A 14175-nucleotide genomic window follows, 5' to 3' on the forward strand; every position below is an offset into this window, starting at 1 on the left:
TTGACCGCCCCATGACACGCCTCACCTATGTTGGCTCCGGAGGCCTCAAGGGCCTTCGCACGGAGGTGAATACCTTCGTGTGCCACCTCATAGCTCCACCCCGGCCATCCTGAGCAAGACCCGACTCCGAACGGGGTTGTGGACCAAAAGGATCAGGTTGACCCGGGCCGCCAGGCCCCAAAAGGACCGAGCTTCTATACGGTGAAGGCCCAAAGACCGCACCATCACAGTTAGCTTATGGCTCCCACACCCTAGCCTAGGCCTGGCGGAGAAGGCCAAAGAGGGACCAGGGCGCCATTGGACCCCCAGGTAGAGGGGATGCCCCTCGAGGACCACCGCCCCCACCAGGCCTGGTAACTTCCCCAGGAACCTTTTGCCGGAGCCCCCATGCTGGCTTGGGCCAGCATGGGGTGGTATGAAGCGGCCCTCAGAGCAACCGGGAGAGCGTTGCCCTCAGGTCCTGGGGCACGCCCACTTCTCCCGCCCCAGCGAAGGCCAGGAAGCGGCGCTCCAGTTCCCCTAGGACTTTCTCCTCCACCTGGGAAAGGGGGAGCCGTTCCTCGCGGGCCAGACGGGCCAAGAGGGTGCGGGCCTCGGGTTCCAGTTCCTCTATGAGGTCCCTCAGGGCCGTAGGGTCCAGGAGGTCCGGTAGCTCCAGGCCCATCTCCACTTCCAGGTCGGCAAGCCATAAGGTCCGGACGCTCAAGGGCACGCGCCGGACCCAGTCTTGGAGGCCGCCTCCCCTCGGAAGGGGCTCTTGCCGCCAGGGTTTCTGGACCCCGAGGCGCAGAGGGCGCAAGGCAAAGACCTTCGTCCAGTCCAGAAGTGCGCCCTTGCCGCCCAGGGGGTAGAGGAACGCCTCCTCCACCTCCTCCAAGGGCGGGACCAGGAGAAGCCAGGTGTAGAAGAACTCCTCCGGCCAGCGAGCCCCGGGCGGAGGCTCGGGGGCAGGGAGGGGGGCCAGGGGGTCCCGTTTAAGCTCCAGCCGCAGGCGGAGGGCCTCCCTCACACCCCAGGGGAGGTCCCTCTCCAGGAGGCGGCGAACCCCTCGCTCAGGCCACTCCGGAAGGGGCCGGTGGAGGAGGTCATACAGCTCCAGAAGGAGACTTTCCGGGAACTCCTTCCGGAAGTGTCGGAGCTCCTCCAACGATAAGGCGGCCATGGCGGCCTCCCGTTCCTCGGGGGAGGCACCGAGGAGCTCCCCCAGGCTGGCCAGGGGCACAAAGGGAGGTCTTCCCTCCTCCAGGGCCCCTAGGCGCCGGATCGCGTCCCGGGCCTCCGGCTTGAGCCGGGGGTCCTCCGGGGAGAGGAGGCCTGAGCGCAGGAAGGGCCTCGTCCAAAGGTTAAGGTCGCGGACCTCGAGGCGGGGCAACCAGGGCTGGAGGGCCTCCCAGGCGAAGGGAGGAAGGGGGATGTCCGCCCGGCCTCGAGGGAGGAAAAGCTCCAGAGGCAACAGGGCTTCACCCCTCTCCGCGGCCGCTAGGGGCGCTTCCAACTGGGGGAATCGGGCCCGCAACGGCGGGTCAAAGGCGCGGTCCAGCCCCAGGGCCACCCCGCCCTCCCCTACCCCTAGGGCCAGAAGGGCTAGCCCCTCGGCCAGGTGGGGGTCCCGGGGGGTACGGGCCAGGAGAGGGCGCGCTTCCTCCGCCAGGGCCGGGCCCTCCTGGGGAAAGCGGGCGAGGAGGACCGCCAGGTCTACCCGCCAGTCCCCGCCCCACTCCCTGTCCAGCCTCTCGGCCAGGCGCCTGGCCTCGAGGAAAGCCCCGCGGACCAGGTAAAGGCGCACCAACAGGTAGCCCAGGTAAGGGGTAGGGCGTTTCCGGTAAAAGCCTTCCAGAGAAACCAGGTCCTCTTGGTAGAGGCTCCTCTCAACCTCCCGCGCCAGCTCTAGGGGGAGCTCCTGCTCCTCCAAGACCGCCTCGGCCCAGGCGGTATCCCCCGGGAGGGGAAGACCCTTTTGCTTCAGGAAGCGGGCCAGGTCCAGGAGGTGGGCGGGAAAGTCTGTCCCATAGACCTGCCAAAGGTGGGTGCAAGCCTCCATGCCCAGGGCCTTGGCCCCCAGCTCCATGAGCCGGAGCCCCTCGTAGCTCCCCTCCAGGACGAAGCGGAGGTGGCCGTAAAGAAAGCGGGCCTCGGGGTCCTTGGGGTGCCTCCGGTAGGCCCGCTCGGCGTGCTCCAAGGCCTCAGGCAGGTCGCCCTCCTCCAAAAGTTCCCAGGCCCGTTCCAGGTCCAGACGCCCCATGAAGAGACTTTAACTCAAAACGGCCTTGCCTTGTAAAGGCAAGGATAACAACGGGCGGAGCTTTCCGACGCCACCTTGGCGGCCCGGGCGGAGTGCGTCATGGTCAACAAGGGACCCCATGTGCTGGAGGCCGTAGCCCTCCTGGATGAGGTCCTGACCCGGATGCAGGCCCATCGGCACAAGAAAACCGCCGGGCTCCGGGCCCTCTACTCCTGGAGGCCCAACCCCTAACCCCGAGGGATGGACCCGAGGCCGAGGCCCTCCAGGGCCCTCCGGGTAGCGGCCTCCAAGGCGCTTTCCAACCCCTCCAGGTAGCTCCGGGCCTCGGGGTCCTCCCGGCGGTGGAGGTAGGCCAGAAGGAGGTCCTTGAGCACCCTGAGGTCGTTCACCTCCCCCAAAACCTCCTGCAGGGCCTTCTCCCGCTTGGTAGAAAGGCCCAGGAACTCCTTAGCGTAGCGCACCCGCCTGAGGGCCCGGCGGAAGGCGTGAAGGCGCTCCAAGCTTGGCTCCGCCCTAAGCTCCAAAAAGCGGGCCTCCAGGCGCTCCTGCGGGCGCCTAAGCCGCTTCCTGGCCTGCCCTTTGTCCAGGGGCGGCAGGTGCCTGAGGGCCCTGAGAAGGGCCCCCATCCAGGGGGAACGGAGGAGGGCCACCAGGCTCCGCCTGGCCTCGGAAAGCTCGGCCCTCAGGTGCTCCCGAAACCCCTCGGGAAGGGGCCTGCCTAAGGCCACCTCCAGGTCCCGCACCCGCCCCGCCTGGCGCACCAGGAAGCGAAGGTCGTCCTTTAAGACCCTGAAGCCCAGAAGGTCCAGGTAGGCCCGAAGCCGCCTGCCCGCCACCCGCACCTGGTGCACCCCTTCGGGGTCCTCGCCAGAGAGGGCCAGGGGCAGGTAGGCCTCCAGGTGGGCCACCCAGTCCCGGGCGTCTTTCATATGCGGAAGACTTTCGGGGGAAGGAGGGCCTTTAGGGCCATGCCCCCGGGGCGCGGCGTCCCCTCCAGCCAGGCCACCCCGCCCTTCTTGAGGACGAAGCGGCCCTCGAGGGCCTCCCGCACCGACCCCCCCAGAAGGTCCCCGAAGAGGAGCCAGCCCAAAAGCGCCGAAAGGTAGGGCTCGTGCCCCACCAGGGCCACCCGGCCTTCCTGGGGGATCTCCGCCAGAAGGGCCTCCCCCGGGGGCTCGGCCAGATGGGGCGTGACCCGGGTCTCCCCCGAGAGGAGGTCGGAGAGGAGCTCCGCCGTCTCCAGGGCCCGGCGCTTGGGGCTTGTCAGGATCAGGTCCAGCTCCACCCCCAAGGCGGAAAGCCCCTTGACCACCTTGCGGAAGCGGCGGACCCCCTTGGGCGTCAGGGCCCGGGCATCGTCCGCCTCCTCCCCCGCCCCCTCGGGCAGGGGCTCGGCCACGCCGTGGCGCACCAGGAAGAGTTCCATACCCCAGTCTACCGGGCCGTCCAACCCAGGTCTATGGGCAAGACCGCCCCGGTGATGGCCGAGGCCTTCTCCGAGGCCAGGAAGAGGGCCAGCTCCGCCACCTCCTCGGGCTCAATGAGGCGCCGGATGGCCGCCTGGGCCAGGAAGACCTTCTCCGCCACCTCCTCAGGGGAGATCCCCAGGGTGCGGGCCTGGTCCTGGATCTGGCCCTCCACCAGGGGGGTGCGCACGTAGGCCGGGGCGATGGCGTTCACCGTGACCCCGTAGGGGCCGGCCTCGAGGGCCACGGTCCGGGTGAGGCCCACGAGGCCGTGCTTGGCCGAGATGTAGGCGCTTTTATAGGGGCTCGCCACCAGGCCGTGGACGCTGGCCACGTTGATGATCCGCCCCCATCCCCTGGCCTTCATGCCGGGGATCAGGGCCTTGATGAGCTGGAAGGGGGCGGTGAGCATCACCTGGACCATGGCCTGCCAGGTCTCTAGGGGGAAGGCCTCCACCGGGTCTATGTGCTGGAAGCCGGCGTTGTTGACCAGGATGTCCACCCCCAGCGCCGCCGCCTCCTTCCCCAAAGCCTCCACCGCCTGCGGATCGGCGAGGTCCGCCTGGAGGAAGACCCCGCCCAGCTCCTCGGCCAGCCAGCGGGCGTCCTTCACGTCGTGGACCAGAACCCTCGCCCCCTCCCGGGCGAAGGCCCGGGCCATGGCCAGGCCGATGCCGCTCCCCGCCCCCGTGACCAAAACCGCCTTTCCCGAAAGTATTCCCATGGCCCCAATCTACAGGCTCAGGTACGCCTCCCGCACCCGGGGGTCTTGGGCCAGCGCCGAAGCGGGGCCTTCCAGCACCACCTTCCCGTGCTCCAGGACGTAGCCCCTCTCGGCCACATCCAGGGTGAGGGCCACGTTCTGCTCCACCAAGAGCACCCCCACGCCTTCCCCCGCCACGGCCTTGAGGGCCAGAAGGACCTCCTCAGCGAGCCTCGGGGAAAGGCCCAGGGAAGGCTCGTCCACCAGCAGGATCTTGGGAAAGCCCATAAGGGCCCGGCCGATGGCCAGCATCTGCTGCTCCCCACCGGAAAGCGTCCCCGCCAGCTGCCGCCGCCTCTCGGCCAGGCGGGGAAAGAGGCCGTAGACCCGCTCGTAGCCCTCCCGCTCCCGCCCCGGGGCCAGAAAGACCGCCCCCAGCCTCAGGTTCTCCTCCACGGTCATAAGGGGGAAAAGCTGCCGCCCCTCGGGCACGTGCCCTAGGCCCATCCGGGCCCTTTTGGCGGGGGAAAGCCCTCCGAGGTCCTGCCCCTCCAAGAGGACCCGGCCCGACCAGGGCCTCACCAGACCCGATATGGCCCGAAGAAGCGTGGTCTTCCCCGCCCCGTTGGCCCCTAGGAGGGCCACAAGCTCGTTCTCCACCACCTCCAGGTCCACGCCGAAGAGGACCTGGGCCTTGCCGTAGCCCGCCTCGAGGGCCTCCACCCTAAGCCTCATGCCCGCCTCCCCAGGTAGGCCTCCCGCACCCTCTCCTCCCGGGCCACCTGCTCGTAAGGCCCCTCGGCGATGACCTCCCCGTAGTCCAAGACCACCACCCGGTCCGCCAAGGCCCGCACCACCGGCATCAGGTGCTCAATGAAGAGAACGCTGACCCCGGCGTCGCGGATCCGCCGCACCAGGTCCACCGCCTCCTGGGCCTCCTTGGGGCGGAGGCCCGCCATGACCTCGTCCAGGAGGAGGACCTTGGGGCCGGTGGCCAGGGCCCGGGCCAGCTCCAGGCGCTTGTCCTCCAATAGGGTGAGCTCCCCCGCCGGAGCCTCGGCCTTGGCGGCCAGGCCGGTGAGCTCCAAAACCGCCTCCACCCTGGCCTCCGCCTCCTTCCGGCTTCGACCCGGCCTGCCAAAAAGCGCCCCCACCAGCAGGTTCTCCCGCACGGTGAGCTCGGGCAGGGGGGTTGGGATCTGGAAGGCCCGGCCCAGGCCCAAATGGGTGCGGGCCTCGGGGGGGAGGGGGGTCACGTCCCGGCCCAGGAAGAGGACCCGCCCCGCATCGGGCCGAAGAAGGCCGGAGATCACGTTGAGCAGGGTGCTCTTCCCCGCCCCGTTGGGGCCGATGACCGCCAGGATCTCCCCCTCCTCCAGGTGGAGCGTGACCCCCTGCAGGGCCTTCAGCCCGAGAAAACGCTTGGACACCCCTTGGACCTCTAAGACCTTAGCCACGCCGCCTCCTCCAGAGCCCCAGAAGCCCCCGGGGCAGAAACAGGATGGCCAGGATGAGGATGGCCCCGTAGACCACCAGGTACCCCTCCTGGATCCAAAGCCTCAAGACCTGCTCCAGCCCCACCAGGACCACGCCCCCAAGAAGGGGGCCCAGGGTGGTGTAGAGCCCGCCGAAGATGGGGATGACCAAGGCCTCCACGGCCCGCCCCAGGCTGAAGGCCTCGTAGGGGTTGATGAAGAGGGCCTTCATGGCGTAGACCCCGCCCGCCAGGCCCGCTACCAGGCTTCCCAGGAGGAGGGAAAGGAGCTTCACCCGCACCACCCGCACCCCCAAAACCCGGGCCACGGGCTCGGACTGCCGGCAGGCCGCCTGGGCCAGGCGGAAGGGGCTGTGCTCCGCCCAGAGGCTGAGACCTACGGCCACGGCCAGAACCGCGAAGGCCAGGTAGTAGGGCGCCAAAGGCGCACCGCCGAAGGCCGGGGGAACGGGAAGGCCGATGGGCCCGCCGGTGAAGGGGAGCTTCAGGGCCAGGGTCCTCAGCACCTCGCTGAAGGCCAGGCTGGCGATGGCGAAGTAGAGGCCGTGGAGCCTCAAGGTTACCGAACCCAGGAGGAGGGCGAAAAACCCCGCAAGCAGGCTCCCCAAGGCCAGAGCGGGGAGGGTCCCCACGTGGGGCACGAGGAGCCCCACCCCATAGGCCCCAAGCCCAAAGAAGGCGCCATGGGCCAGGGAGAGCTGGCCGGTGCGGGCCACCAGGTCCCAGGAGAGGGCCAAAGCGGTGTAAAGGAGCAGGAAGACCCCCGCGTCCAGCAGGTAGGCCCGCCAGACCCCGAGGGGCAGGAAGGGCAGGAGGACGAAGACCAGGAGGAAGAGGACCACCCCCCTCATCCCCACCTCCAGGCCCGGCCCACCAGGGCCAGGAAGAGGACCAGGAAAAAGACCGCTTCCACCAGACCCCCACCCCCCGGCACGTAGGTGCTCACCAGGGCCTCGGCCAGGGCCAGGACCAAGGCGGCGGGCATGACCCCCCTCAGGTTGCCGAGCCCCGCCAGGGCCACGATGGCGAAGGACTTGAGGGTGAAGAGAAAGCCCACGGTAGGGCTGGCGTAGAGCATCACCGAGAGCATCACCCCCGCCACCCCGGCCAAGGCCGCCGCCAGGCCAAAGGCCAAAAGATAGACCCTCTCCGCCTCAATGCCCAAAAGCCCGGGGGCCAGGCGGTTCTGGGCCACCGCCCGCATGGCCAGGCCCAAGGGGGTCCGGGTGAGGAAGGCCTGGAGTAGAAGGAGCAAGGCCAAAGAGAGAAGGAAGGCCCCCAGGGGCACCGCCCCCAGGAAGAAAGGCCCCAGGGCCAGGGTCGCCGCCTGGTAGGGCGGGGCCACCACCCGGGTGTCGGCCCCGAAGAGGAGGAGGGCCAGGTTCTGCAGGAGGATGGAAAGCCCGAAGGTGAGGAGCATCTGGTTGAGCTCCGGGGCCTTGAGGACGGGGCGGATGAGGCCCCAGTAGGTGAGGGCCCCCACCAGGAAGGCGGCCAGGAAGGCCAGGCCCAGGGCGAGGAGGGGGTCCACGCCCCGGGCGGCGTAGAGCAGGTAGGAGAGGAAGGCCCCCACCATGAGGAACTCTCCGTGGGCGAAGTTGACGATGCCCACCACCCCCAGGGAGAGGGCAAGCCCGGTGGCCACCAGGGCATAAACCCCAGCTATGAGGAGGCCGTTCAGGAGGGTCTGGAGAAGGAGCTCCATGCTAGCGCAGGTAGTACTCCCCAGGGTAACGGAGGGGCACACTGGCCTTGTCCTTGGGGAAGACCGGACGGCGGGTTCCCTGGATGTACTGGAACTGGAACCAGATCTCCGGCCCGAAGCCCTGGTACCGGGTCTTGCCGGTGTCCGAGGGCTTGAAGCTCAGGGGGCCAAAGGGCGTGTTCATCTTGAGGGCGCTCAAGGCCTCGGCGATCCGGTTCTTGTCGGCGCTCCCCGCCCGCTCGGCGGCCAGGGCCAGGCTCTTCACAATGGTGTAGCCCATGGGGGCCATGTACTCCTCCGTCACCTCCCCGTACTTGTTGCGGTAGGCCTGGACGAAGCGGCGGGACTCGGCGTTGGGCACCGTGGGGAGCCAAGCGGTCATCCCCGCCACGTCCTGGGAGAGGGGGTTTTTCTCAAAGCCGATGGGCCAGGAGGGCGGAGCCCCGTAGATGAGCTTGGGCCTGAGCCCCACCTGCCGGGTCTGGGTGGCGATGGGCAGGGCGTCTACATCGTATCCAATCCAGTAAAGGATATCGGGGGCGAAGGCCCGGAAGCGGGTGAGGATGGGGGTGAACTGGCCGCTGCCCGCCTTGTAGGGCTCCGCCTGGACCTGGTAGCCCAGGCGCTCCAGCTGCTGCCTGTAGACCCCGATCCCCGCCGAGCCGAAGGGCCCGTCCTCGTAAAGGATGGCCACCTTCTTGGCGCCGTGCGCCTGGTTGAGGTACTGGAAGAACTGGAGGGCGGCGGTCACGTTGTGGTAGTCCCACGGGTGGTAGTGGAAGAAGAGGGGGTAGCCCTCAAAGGCCTGCTCCACCACGGAGGAGGCGGCCCCGATGCAGAGGAAGAGGGGGCCGTACTGCTTCACCGGGCCCGAGAGGGCGAAAGCCACGCTACTGGCCAGCCCCCCGATGACGATGTCCACCCGGTCCACGGTCATGAGCTTGGTGAAGGCGGGCACCGCCTTGGCGGGGTCGGTGCCGTCGTCCACCACCACCAGCTCCAGGCGTACCTTGCCGGCGGCGTTCACCTCGTCCGCCGCCAGCTGGATGCCGTTCAGGGCCGCCTTGCCCGAAACGGCGGAGACCCCCGAGAGGGGCAGGATGACCCCCACCTTGACCTGGGTCTGAGCCCAGGCCATACCCACCAAACCGACCATACCTACAAAACCGACGAGAAGCGCCCACTTGATCCCTTTCATCCCTACACCTCCTTATCGGCTCGCAAGCCAGCGGCTTGCGATGATCCCGCTCGCGTCCGGCCCCGAGGGGTCGGTGTAGCTTCCGCTGGGGTCGCCCCCGGGCCAGCGGTGGTTCATGCCCTGGATCAGGTAGAACTCGGCCAGCGTCCACTGGCCGTCCCGAGCCGTTCTCAGGCTCACGTTGCGCCCGCCCATGCTGACGGTGCTCCTGCTCTCTGTCCATCCCGAAATGATCCCGCAGTAGCGGTGGGCGTAAAGCCAGTGCAGGTAGACCTGCTGCCCATTCACCGGGTTCACGGTGGTGTCCGCGTCCCCGTGGAAGACGGCGAGAGGGATGCGGTAGGCCCGCCCCCAGGCCTGGCAGACCTTGGCCCCCTGGGCCTGCGGGTCCGGCCCCCCCTGTTGCATGGCCAGGAACGCCCCGTAGGGGGTCTCCGCCGCCTTGTATTCCAAGCCCGCCACCACGCCCAAAAAGGCGAAACGCTCGGGATAGGCCGCAGCCAGGATCACTGCCATGGCCCCTCCGGCGGAAAGCCCCGCCACCCCTATCCGCGACCCGTCCAAACCGAAGCTCCGGGCCAGATCCCGGGCCATGTCCGCAAGAAGGGCGGCCTCCCCGCTCCGGCCCTGGTTGAGGGAGTAAAACCAGTTCCAGCACCGGCTGGCGTTGGCCAGGAACGACTGCTCCGGGTAGAGGACGGCAAAGCCCAGGGCGTCGGCCACTCGGTCCATCCGGGTGCCTAAGGCGAAATCAGCGGCGGTCTGGGTGCACCCGTGGAGCATGACCAGAAGGGGAAGCTGTCCGGCCGCCGGACGGTAGAGGCGGTAGCCGCGGGTGCCCCAGGGATGGGTGTACGTCCCCACCGTCACCTGGCCCGAGCCCGCAGGCCTCACCTCGGCCGGGGCAGAAGGAGCGGGGCTCTGCCCGCACCCCGCAAGGACCCCAAGCGCCAAAACCGCTGCCACCCAAGCCCAGCTCATCCTTCCCATAGGACCTCCGCCTCGCCTTCGATCACCCGCTCCCCCCTCTGGTTCTCACAGAAGGTGTCCAGCGTGAGCACATACCCTCCCTTCTCCCGCTCCCGCACCGCCTTGAGGACGGCGGTGGCGGTGATGGTGTCCCCGAGGCGAACGGGTTTCAGGAAGCGCAGGGTCTGGCCCAGGTAGATGGCCCCCACCCCGGGGAGCCTGGTCCCGATGACCGTGGAGATGAGGCCCGCCACCAGAATGCCCTGGGCGATGCGCCCGCCGAAGCGGCTCCTTTTGGCGTAGGCCTCGTCCACGTGGAGGGGGTTGGTGTCCCCCACCGCCCCCACGAAGAGGGCCACGTGGGCCTCGGAGATGGTCTGGGTGTAGCTGGCCCGGTCCCCTACCCGAAACCTCATGGGGCCACCTCCTTCAAAAAGTCCTCCAGGATGGCCTTGAGCCGCGCCGGGTCCTCGAGGTTCAGGGAGTGGCCCACCCCCTCCAGCACCATGAGCCTGCCCTTGGGGAAGAAGGCCTTTGTCTCCTCGGCCATGGCCCTGGTCACGATGGGGTCCAGGGTTCCGTAGAGGACCAGCACCGGGCCAGGGTAGGCGCGGGAGGCCCGCCAGGCGGCAAGGGCCCGAGCGTTCCCCTGATAGTGGGCGGGGTGCATCCTCTGGGCGCAGTCCACCAGCTCCGGGAACCATGGGGGGCGGTGGGTGGGGGCCATGGCCGCAAGGGCCTGGGCCAGGGCCTCGCGGTTATACCGGTAGGACTCCAGGATGGGGTAGTAGGCCTCGGGGGTCTCAAGGCCCGAGGGCGGGGCGGAGTTTAGGAGGACAAGCCCCCGGGTCTTCTCCGTGGCCGCCTCCATCACCACCGCCCCGCCCAGGGAGTGGCCCACCAGGACCGCCTCCTCCACCCCCATCTCCCGGAGAAAGCCCCGGAGGGCCTCGGCGTAGGCGGGGATGGAGGGGACGAAGCCCTCGGGGGCCGGGGTCTCCCCGAAGCCGGGGAGGTCAGGGGCCAGGAGCCGGGCCCCGTCCGGGGGGTCCTGCAAAAGGCCTCGCCACCACGCCTTGCAGGCGAAGTTGCCGTGAACCAGAACCACGGGTGTTCCCTGTCCAGCCTCCAGATAGCTAAGCATATACCTCCTCCAAGAAAGTCCGGACTTCCCGGGCGAAGGCCTGGGGGTCCTCGAGGGGGGCAGCGTGCCCGGTGGGCAGGGCGGCAAGCCTGGCCCCAAGGCTCTCCGCCAGGGCCTGGGCGTAGGCCTTGGGGAAGAGGAGGTCCTCCTCCCCGTAGAGGACGAGGGCGGGGAGGGTGAGGGCCTTCAGATGCGGCCTCAGGTCCTCCAGGGTGAGGAAGCCCTGAAGGAGCCGCTCCTGGGCCGCCTCTCCCGGGGCCTGGGCGGCCAGGGCCTTAAGGCCCTCCTCCGCGAGGAGCTCGGGGTGGGTATTGAGGAACCGGGCCCCGAAGACCCAGGGCAGGGCCACCCGGAGGCGGAGGGGAGTTCCCCCCGCCCTGAGGGCATGGAGCCAGCTTTCCACCTTGACCCGGAGGGCCGGGTCCAGGTAGGGGGTGGTGCAGGCGAGGGCCAGGCCCCTGACCCTTTCCGGGGCGAGAAGGGCCAGGGCCATGGCCACGATACCCCCGTTGGAAAGCCCCACCAGGGCGGCCTCCTCCCACCCCAGGCGGTCCAGGAGGCCGAGGAGGTCCTCGGCGTGGAGCCTCGGGGTGTAGGGCCCCTCCGGGGCCTCGCTTTCTCCCTGGCCCCGCATATCGTAGCGGAGAAGGGCGAAGCCCTTAAGGTGGGGAAGGACCGGGTCCCAGCTCTCCAGGCGCTGGAAGATGCCGTTGAGGAGGACCACCTTGGGCCCCTCGCCCACCACCTCGTACCTAAGCCTCACCATGGGCCTCCTCCCAAAGCCTCTTCAAGGCCTCCTTGTTGACCTTGCCCGGCCCGGTCTTGGGAAGCTCCTCCAGGAAGACCACGTGCTTGGGCACCTTGTACCCGGCAAGGCGCTGGCGGAGAAAGGCCCTCAGGGCCTCGGCCTCGAGGGTCTCCCCGGGCTTTAAGGCCACGAAGGCCGCCCCCCCCTCCCCCCATCTGGGGTCGGGGACCCCCACCACCGCCGCCTCCTTCACCGCCGGGTGGTCGTAGAGGACCCTTTCCACCTCCACCGGGTAGACGTTCTCCCCGCCGGAGATGAACATCTCCTTCCTGCGGCCCACGATGTAAAAGCGCCCCCCCTCGTCCCGGTAGGCCAGGTCCCCGGTCTTGAGCCAAAGCCGCTCCCCGTCCCAGGCGAAGACCTTCTCGTTCTCCTCCGGGCGGCGGAAGTAGCCCTTCATGACCACACCCCCGGAAAGCCAGAGCTCCCCCGCCTCCCCTATCCCCGCCTCCTTCCCGTCCTCCCGCACCAGGCGCGCCCTCAGGTGGGGCATGGGGCGGCCCACGCTCTCGGGGTAGGCCTCGGCCTCCGCCAGCTCAAAGGCGAAGCAGTTCACCCCGCACTCCGTGAGGCCGTAGCCCTGCTTGAAGCGCACCCCCTTCCTGCGGAAGGCCTCCCGCACCGGGGCCGGGCAGGGGGCCCCGCCGGAGATGGCGAAGCGGACGAAGCCGAGGTCCAACCCCTCCCAGCCCTCGGCCTCCGTGAGCATCTGGAACATGGTGGGCACCAGGAAGAGGATGGTGGGCCGGAAGCAGCGGGTAAGCTCCAGGTACTCCTCAGCCCGGAAGCGCTCCATGAGCACCACCTGCCCCCCCAGGAAGAGAAGGGGGGTGGCCAGGGCGTTGAGGGCGGCGTGGAACATGGGGGTGGCCAGGATGTAGCGGTCCTCCCGGGAAAGGCCCCAGGCCGCCGCGGTCTCCAGGGCGTTCAGCAGAAGCTGGCGGTAAGGGATGAGGGCCCCTTTGGGCAGGCCGGTGGTCCCCCCGGTGAAGAGGAGGAGGGCGGGGTCTTCCAGGCCCACGGAAAGGGCTTCCGGAGCCTCTTCTCCCTCCTCCAGGGCCTCGAGGGGGAGGGCCTTGGGGTCCAGGGCCAGGGCCACCTCGCCAAACCCCTCTCCGTAGAAGAGGACCCTGGGCTCCGTGTAGGCGTGGAGGGCCTGGAGCTCGGGGAGGCTTAAGCGGTGGTTGAAGGGGGTGAGGATGTGGCCCAGAAGAGGCCCGGCAAAGAGGAGGTCTAGGTAGGCCAGGTGGTTGTGGGAGAGAAGGCCCACCCGGTCCCCCGGGCCCACGCCCAGGGCCCTGAGAGCTCCCGCCGCCCGCCTGGCCCTCTGGTAGAGCTCCCCGTAGGTGTACCAGTGCTCCCGGAAGAAGAGGGCCCTTCGCTCCGGGTGCTGGGATGCCAGCCAGGCCATGCGGTTGGGCTCAAGCATAAAGCCTCCCCTCAAGCTTCAGCACCGCCGCCCCGTAGAAGTACCCCACCCCCGCCGCCGCCAAGGCCACCAGGCTCCCCTCCTTAAGCCTCCCTTCCCGCCAGGCCAGCTGCAGGGAGAGGATGGGGTCCAGCTGGCCCAGGTGGCCGTAGTCCTCGAGGTAGATGGACTGCCCCTCGGCGAGGCCCAGGCCCTGGAGCACCTTTTGGTGGGCGGAGCGCTTCATGTGGAGGAGGGCCAGGTAGTCCAGGTCCGCCTCCCCGTACCCGGCCTCCTCCAAAGCCTCGCGAACCACCTCCAGGAAGGTGGGGATGGAGGTGGCGTCCAGCCTGGCCTTCATGGCCTCGGGGTCCTCCACCCTTAGGCAGTACTCCCCCAGGTTCTCCTGGGTGAGGGGGCGCCTGGTTCCCCCCACGGGGACCTTGACGGAGAGGGCCAGCTCGGGGTCCATGCGGTGGGCCAGGCCCAGGAGCCTGAGCCCGGGCCCCTCCCGGGTGAGGAGGGCGGCGGCCCCGCCCGCCGCCAGGTCGTAGAGAAAGCGGGTGTGGGGGTCTTGGTAGTCCACCAGGTCCCCGTTCCGGTACCCCCCGGCCACCAGGACCGCCTGGGCCTCCTTCCGGGTGGCGAAGAGGCCCCGGGCCACCTCCAGGGCCCCCAGGAAGGTGGCGCACTTCTGGTTCAGGTCCAGCCCCCTGGCCCGGTGGGCCCCCACCCGGAGGGCCAGGTAGGGGGCCGTGGCCCAGACGGGGTAGTCCTTATATTCCTCCACCATGGAAAGCACCCAGTCCACCCCCTCACCGGGGAAGCCCGCCAGCCTCAGGGCCTCCTCGGCGGCCCAGGCCGCCATCTCCGCCGGGTGGTCCTCGGGACCGGGCACGGGCTTTTCCCGGATGCCGAGCTTCTCCCGCACCACCTCCACGGGCAGACCCGACGAGGCGGCGATCTCCTCCGCCGTCATGCGGCCTCTCGGCAGGTAAACCCCAAGGCTTCGCACGTACATCTGCCCTTAGGGTAGC

At 69.1% G+C, this 14175-nt stretch carries 16 protein-coding genes and 1 pseudogene; 1 reads left to right on the top strand and 16 read right to left on the bottom strand.

Annotation, left to right across the window (positions count from 1 at the left end; all coding sequences use genetic code 11):
- Window positions 1-87 precede the first annotated feature (87 nt).
- A pseudogene (locus tag BVI061214_RS13310) lies at window positions 88-237 on the bottom strand (transposase); the annotation flags it as partial.
- Window positions 238-427: 190 nt separating this feature from the next.
- The gene (locus BVI061214_RS14070; protein WP_053768208.1) at window positions 428-2242 is read right to left on the bottom strand and encodes a tetratricopeptide repeat protein; all 1815 of its coding nucleotides are present in this window, start codon (window positions 2240-2242) and stop codon (window positions 428-430) included.
- Window positions 2243-2317: 75 nt separating this feature from the next.
- On the opposite strand from BVI061214_RS14070, the gene BVI061214_RS12630 reads away from it, so the two are divergent.
- On the top strand, window positions 2318-2473 hold the full coding sequence (locus BVI061214_RS12630; protein ID WP_248841753.1) for a pyruvate kinase: 156 nt from the start codon (window positions 2318-2320) through the stop codon (window positions 2471-2473).
- Here the strand turns inward: BVI061214_RS12630 and BVI061214_RS09675 are convergent.
- The 14 genes from BVI061214_RS09675 to BVI061214_RS09740 are packed head-to-tail and all read right to left on the bottom strand — an operon-like array spanning window position 2470 to window position 14159.
- The gene (locus tag BVI061214_RS09675; protein WP_053768209.1) at window positions 2470-3171 is read right to left on the bottom strand and encodes a CHAD domain-containing protein; all 702 of its coding nucleotides are present in this window, start codon (window positions 3169-3171) and stop codon (window positions 2470-2472) included. The genes BVI061214_RS12630 and BVI061214_RS09675 overlap by 4 nt on opposite strands.
- The gene (locus BVI061214_RS09680; protein WP_053768210.1) at window positions 3168-3668 is read right to left on the bottom strand and encodes a SixA phosphatase family protein; all 501 of its coding nucleotides are present in this window, start codon (window positions 3666-3668) and stop codon (window positions 3168-3170) included. The genes BVI061214_RS09675 and BVI061214_RS09680 overlap by 4 nt, the downstream gene beginning before the upstream one ends.
- 8 nt (window positions 3669-3676) lie before the next feature.
- The gene (locus BVI061214_RS09685) at window positions 3677-4432 is read right to left on the bottom strand and encodes a 3-hydroxybutyrate dehydrogenase (RefSeq protein WP_053768211.1); all 756 of its coding nucleotides are present in this window, start codon (window positions 4430-4432) and stop codon (window positions 3677-3679) included.
- 9 nt (window positions 4433-4441) lie between these two features.
- Window positions 4442-5146: an ABC transporter ATP-binding protein gene (locus BVI061214_RS09690; protein ID WP_053768212.1), complete on the bottom strand. Its 705-nt coding sequence runs from the start codon at window positions 5144-5146 to the stop codon at window positions 4442-4444.
- Window positions 5143-5868, bottom strand: coding sequence for an ABC transporter ATP-binding protein (locus BVI061214_RS09695; protein ID WP_053768213.1), 726 nt, complete (start codon window positions 5866-5868; stop codon window positions 5143-5145). The genes BVI061214_RS09690 and BVI061214_RS09695 overlap by 4 nt, the downstream gene beginning before the upstream one ends.
- Window positions 5861-6757: a branched-chain amino acid ABC transporter permease gene (locus BVI061214_RS09700; RefSeq protein ID WP_053768214.1), complete on the bottom strand. Its 897-nt coding sequence runs from the start codon at window positions 6755-6757 to the stop codon at window positions 5861-5863. Before BVI061214_RS09700 ends, BVI061214_RS09695 begins: the two co-directional genes overlap by 8 nt.
- Window positions 6754-7611 carry a branched-chain amino acid ABC transporter permease gene (locus BVI061214_RS09705; protein WP_053768215.1) on the bottom strand — a complete coding sequence of 286 codons (858 nt, stop codon included), beginning with the start codon at window positions 7609-7611 and terminating at the stop codon, window positions 6754-6756. The genes BVI061214_RS09700 and BVI061214_RS09705 overlap by 4 nt, the downstream gene beginning before the upstream one ends.
- A 1-nt stretch (window position 7612) precedes the next feature.
- Window positions 7613-8767: an ABC transporter substrate-binding protein gene (locus BVI061214_RS09710; protein ID WP_428843227.1), complete on the bottom strand. Its 1155-nt coding sequence runs from the start codon at window positions 8765-8767 to the stop codon at window positions 7613-7615.
- 54 nt (window positions 8768-8821) lie between these two features.
- On the bottom strand, window positions 8822-9790 hold the full coding sequence (locus BVI061214_RS09715) for an extracellular catalytic domain type 1 short-chain-length polyhydroxyalkanoate depolymerase (protein ID WP_053768217.1): 969 nt from the start codon (window positions 9788-9790) through the stop codon (window positions 8822-8824).
- Entirely contained in the window at window positions 9787-10194 is a 408-nt protein-coding gene (locus BVI061214_RS09720; protein ID WP_053768218.1) for a MaoC family dehydratase, read from the bottom strand. The genes BVI061214_RS09715 and BVI061214_RS09720 overlap by 4 nt, the downstream gene beginning before the upstream one ends.
- Window positions 10191-10922: an alpha/beta fold hydrolase gene (locus tag BVI061214_RS09725; protein ID WP_053768219.1), complete on the bottom strand. Its 732-nt coding sequence runs from the start codon at window positions 10920-10922 to the stop codon at window positions 10191-10193. Before BVI061214_RS09725 ends, BVI061214_RS09720 begins: the two co-directional genes overlap by 4 nt.
- Entirely contained in the window at window positions 10915-11688 is a 774-nt protein-coding gene (locus BVI061214_RS09730) for an alpha/beta fold hydrolase (protein ID WP_053768220.1), read from the bottom strand. The genes BVI061214_RS09725 and BVI061214_RS09730 overlap by 8 nt, the downstream gene beginning before the upstream one ends.
- On the bottom strand, window positions 11675-13159 hold the full coding sequence (locus BVI061214_RS09735) for a class I adenylate-forming enzyme family protein (RefSeq protein WP_053768221.1): 1485 nt from the start codon (window positions 13157-13159) through the stop codon (window positions 11675-11677). The genes BVI061214_RS09730 and BVI061214_RS09735 overlap by 14 nt, the downstream gene beginning before the upstream one ends.
- Complete coding sequence (locus BVI061214_RS09740; protein ID WP_053768222.1) at window positions 13152-14159, bottom strand: 3-oxoacyl-ACP synthase; 1008 nt, start codon at window positions 14157-14159, stop codon at window positions 13152-13154. Before BVI061214_RS09740 ends, BVI061214_RS09735 begins: the two co-directional genes overlap by 8 nt.
- Between the last annotated feature and the right edge of the window lie 16 nt (window positions 14160-14175).

This window comes from Thermus aquaticus (assembly GCF_001280255.1).
GTDB classification, from domain to species: domain Bacteria; phylum Deinococcota; class Deinococci; order Deinococcales; family Thermaceae; genus Thermus; species Thermus aquaticus.

What these genes read in the sequence shown, in the direction of transcription:
- BVI061214_RS09700 (WP_053768214.1), bottom strand. Translation starts at nt 6,757, where the DNA reads ATGAGGGGGGTGGTCCTCTTCCTCCTGGTCTTCGTCCTCCTGCCCTTC.
- BVI061214_RS09730 (WP_053768220.1), bottom strand. Translation starts at nt 11,688, where the DNA reads ATGGTGAGGCTTAGGTACGAGGTGGTGGGCGAGGGGCCCAAGGTGGTC.
- BVI061214_RS09715 (WP_053768217.1), bottom strand. Translation starts at nt 9,790, where the DNA reads ATGAGCTGGGCTTGGGTGGCAGCGGTTTTGGCGCTTGGGGTCCTTGCG.
- BVI061214_RS09705 (WP_053768215.1), bottom strand. Translation starts at nt 7,611, where the DNA reads ATGGAGCTCCTTCTCCAGACCCTCCTGAACGGCCTCCTCATAGCTGGG.
- BVI061214_RS09690 (WP_053768212.1), bottom strand. Translation starts at nt 5,146, where the DNA reads ATGAGGCTTAGGGTGGAGGCCCTCGAGGCGGGCTACGGCAAGGCCCAG.
- BVI061214_RS09675 (WP_053768209.1), bottom strand. Translation starts at nt 3,171, where the DNA reads ATGAAAGACGCCCGGGACTGGGTGGCCCACCTGGAGGCCTACCTGCCC.
- BVI061214_RS09735 (WP_053768221.1), bottom strand. Translation starts at nt 13,159, where the DNA reads ATGCTTGAGCCCAACCGCATGGCCTGGCTGGCATCCCAGCACCCGGAG.
- BVI061214_RS09720 (WP_053768218.1), bottom strand. Translation starts at nt 10,194, where the DNA reads ATGAGGTTTCGGGTAGGGGACCGGGCCAGCTACACCCAGACCATCTCC.
- BVI061214_RS09725 (WP_053768219.1), bottom strand. Translation starts at nt 10,922, where the DNA reads ATGCTTAGCTATCTGGAGGCTGGACAGGGAACACCCGTGGTTCTGGTT.
- BVI061214_RS14070 (WP_053768208.1), bottom strand. Translation starts at nt 2,242, where the DNA reads ATGGGGCGTCTGGACCTGGAACGGGCCTGGGAACTTTTGGAGGAGGGC.
- BVI061214_RS09740 (WP_053768222.1), bottom strand. Translation starts at nt 14,159, where the DNA reads ATGTACGTGCGAAGCCTTGGGGTTTACCTGCCGAGAGGCCGCATGACG.
- BVI061214_RS09685 (WP_053768211.1), bottom strand. Translation starts at nt 4,432, where the DNA reads ATGGGAATACTTTCGGGAAAGGCGGTTTTGGTCACGGGGGCGGGGAGC.
- BVI061214_RS09710 (WP_428843227.1), bottom strand. Translation starts at nt 8,767, where the DNA reads ATGGTCGGTTTGGTGGGTATGGCCTGGGCTCAGACCCAGGTCAAGGTG.
- BVI061214_RS09680 (WP_053768210.1), bottom strand. Translation starts at nt 3,668, where the DNA reads ATGGAACTCTTCCTGGTGCGCCACGGCGTGGCCGAGCCCCTGCCCGAG.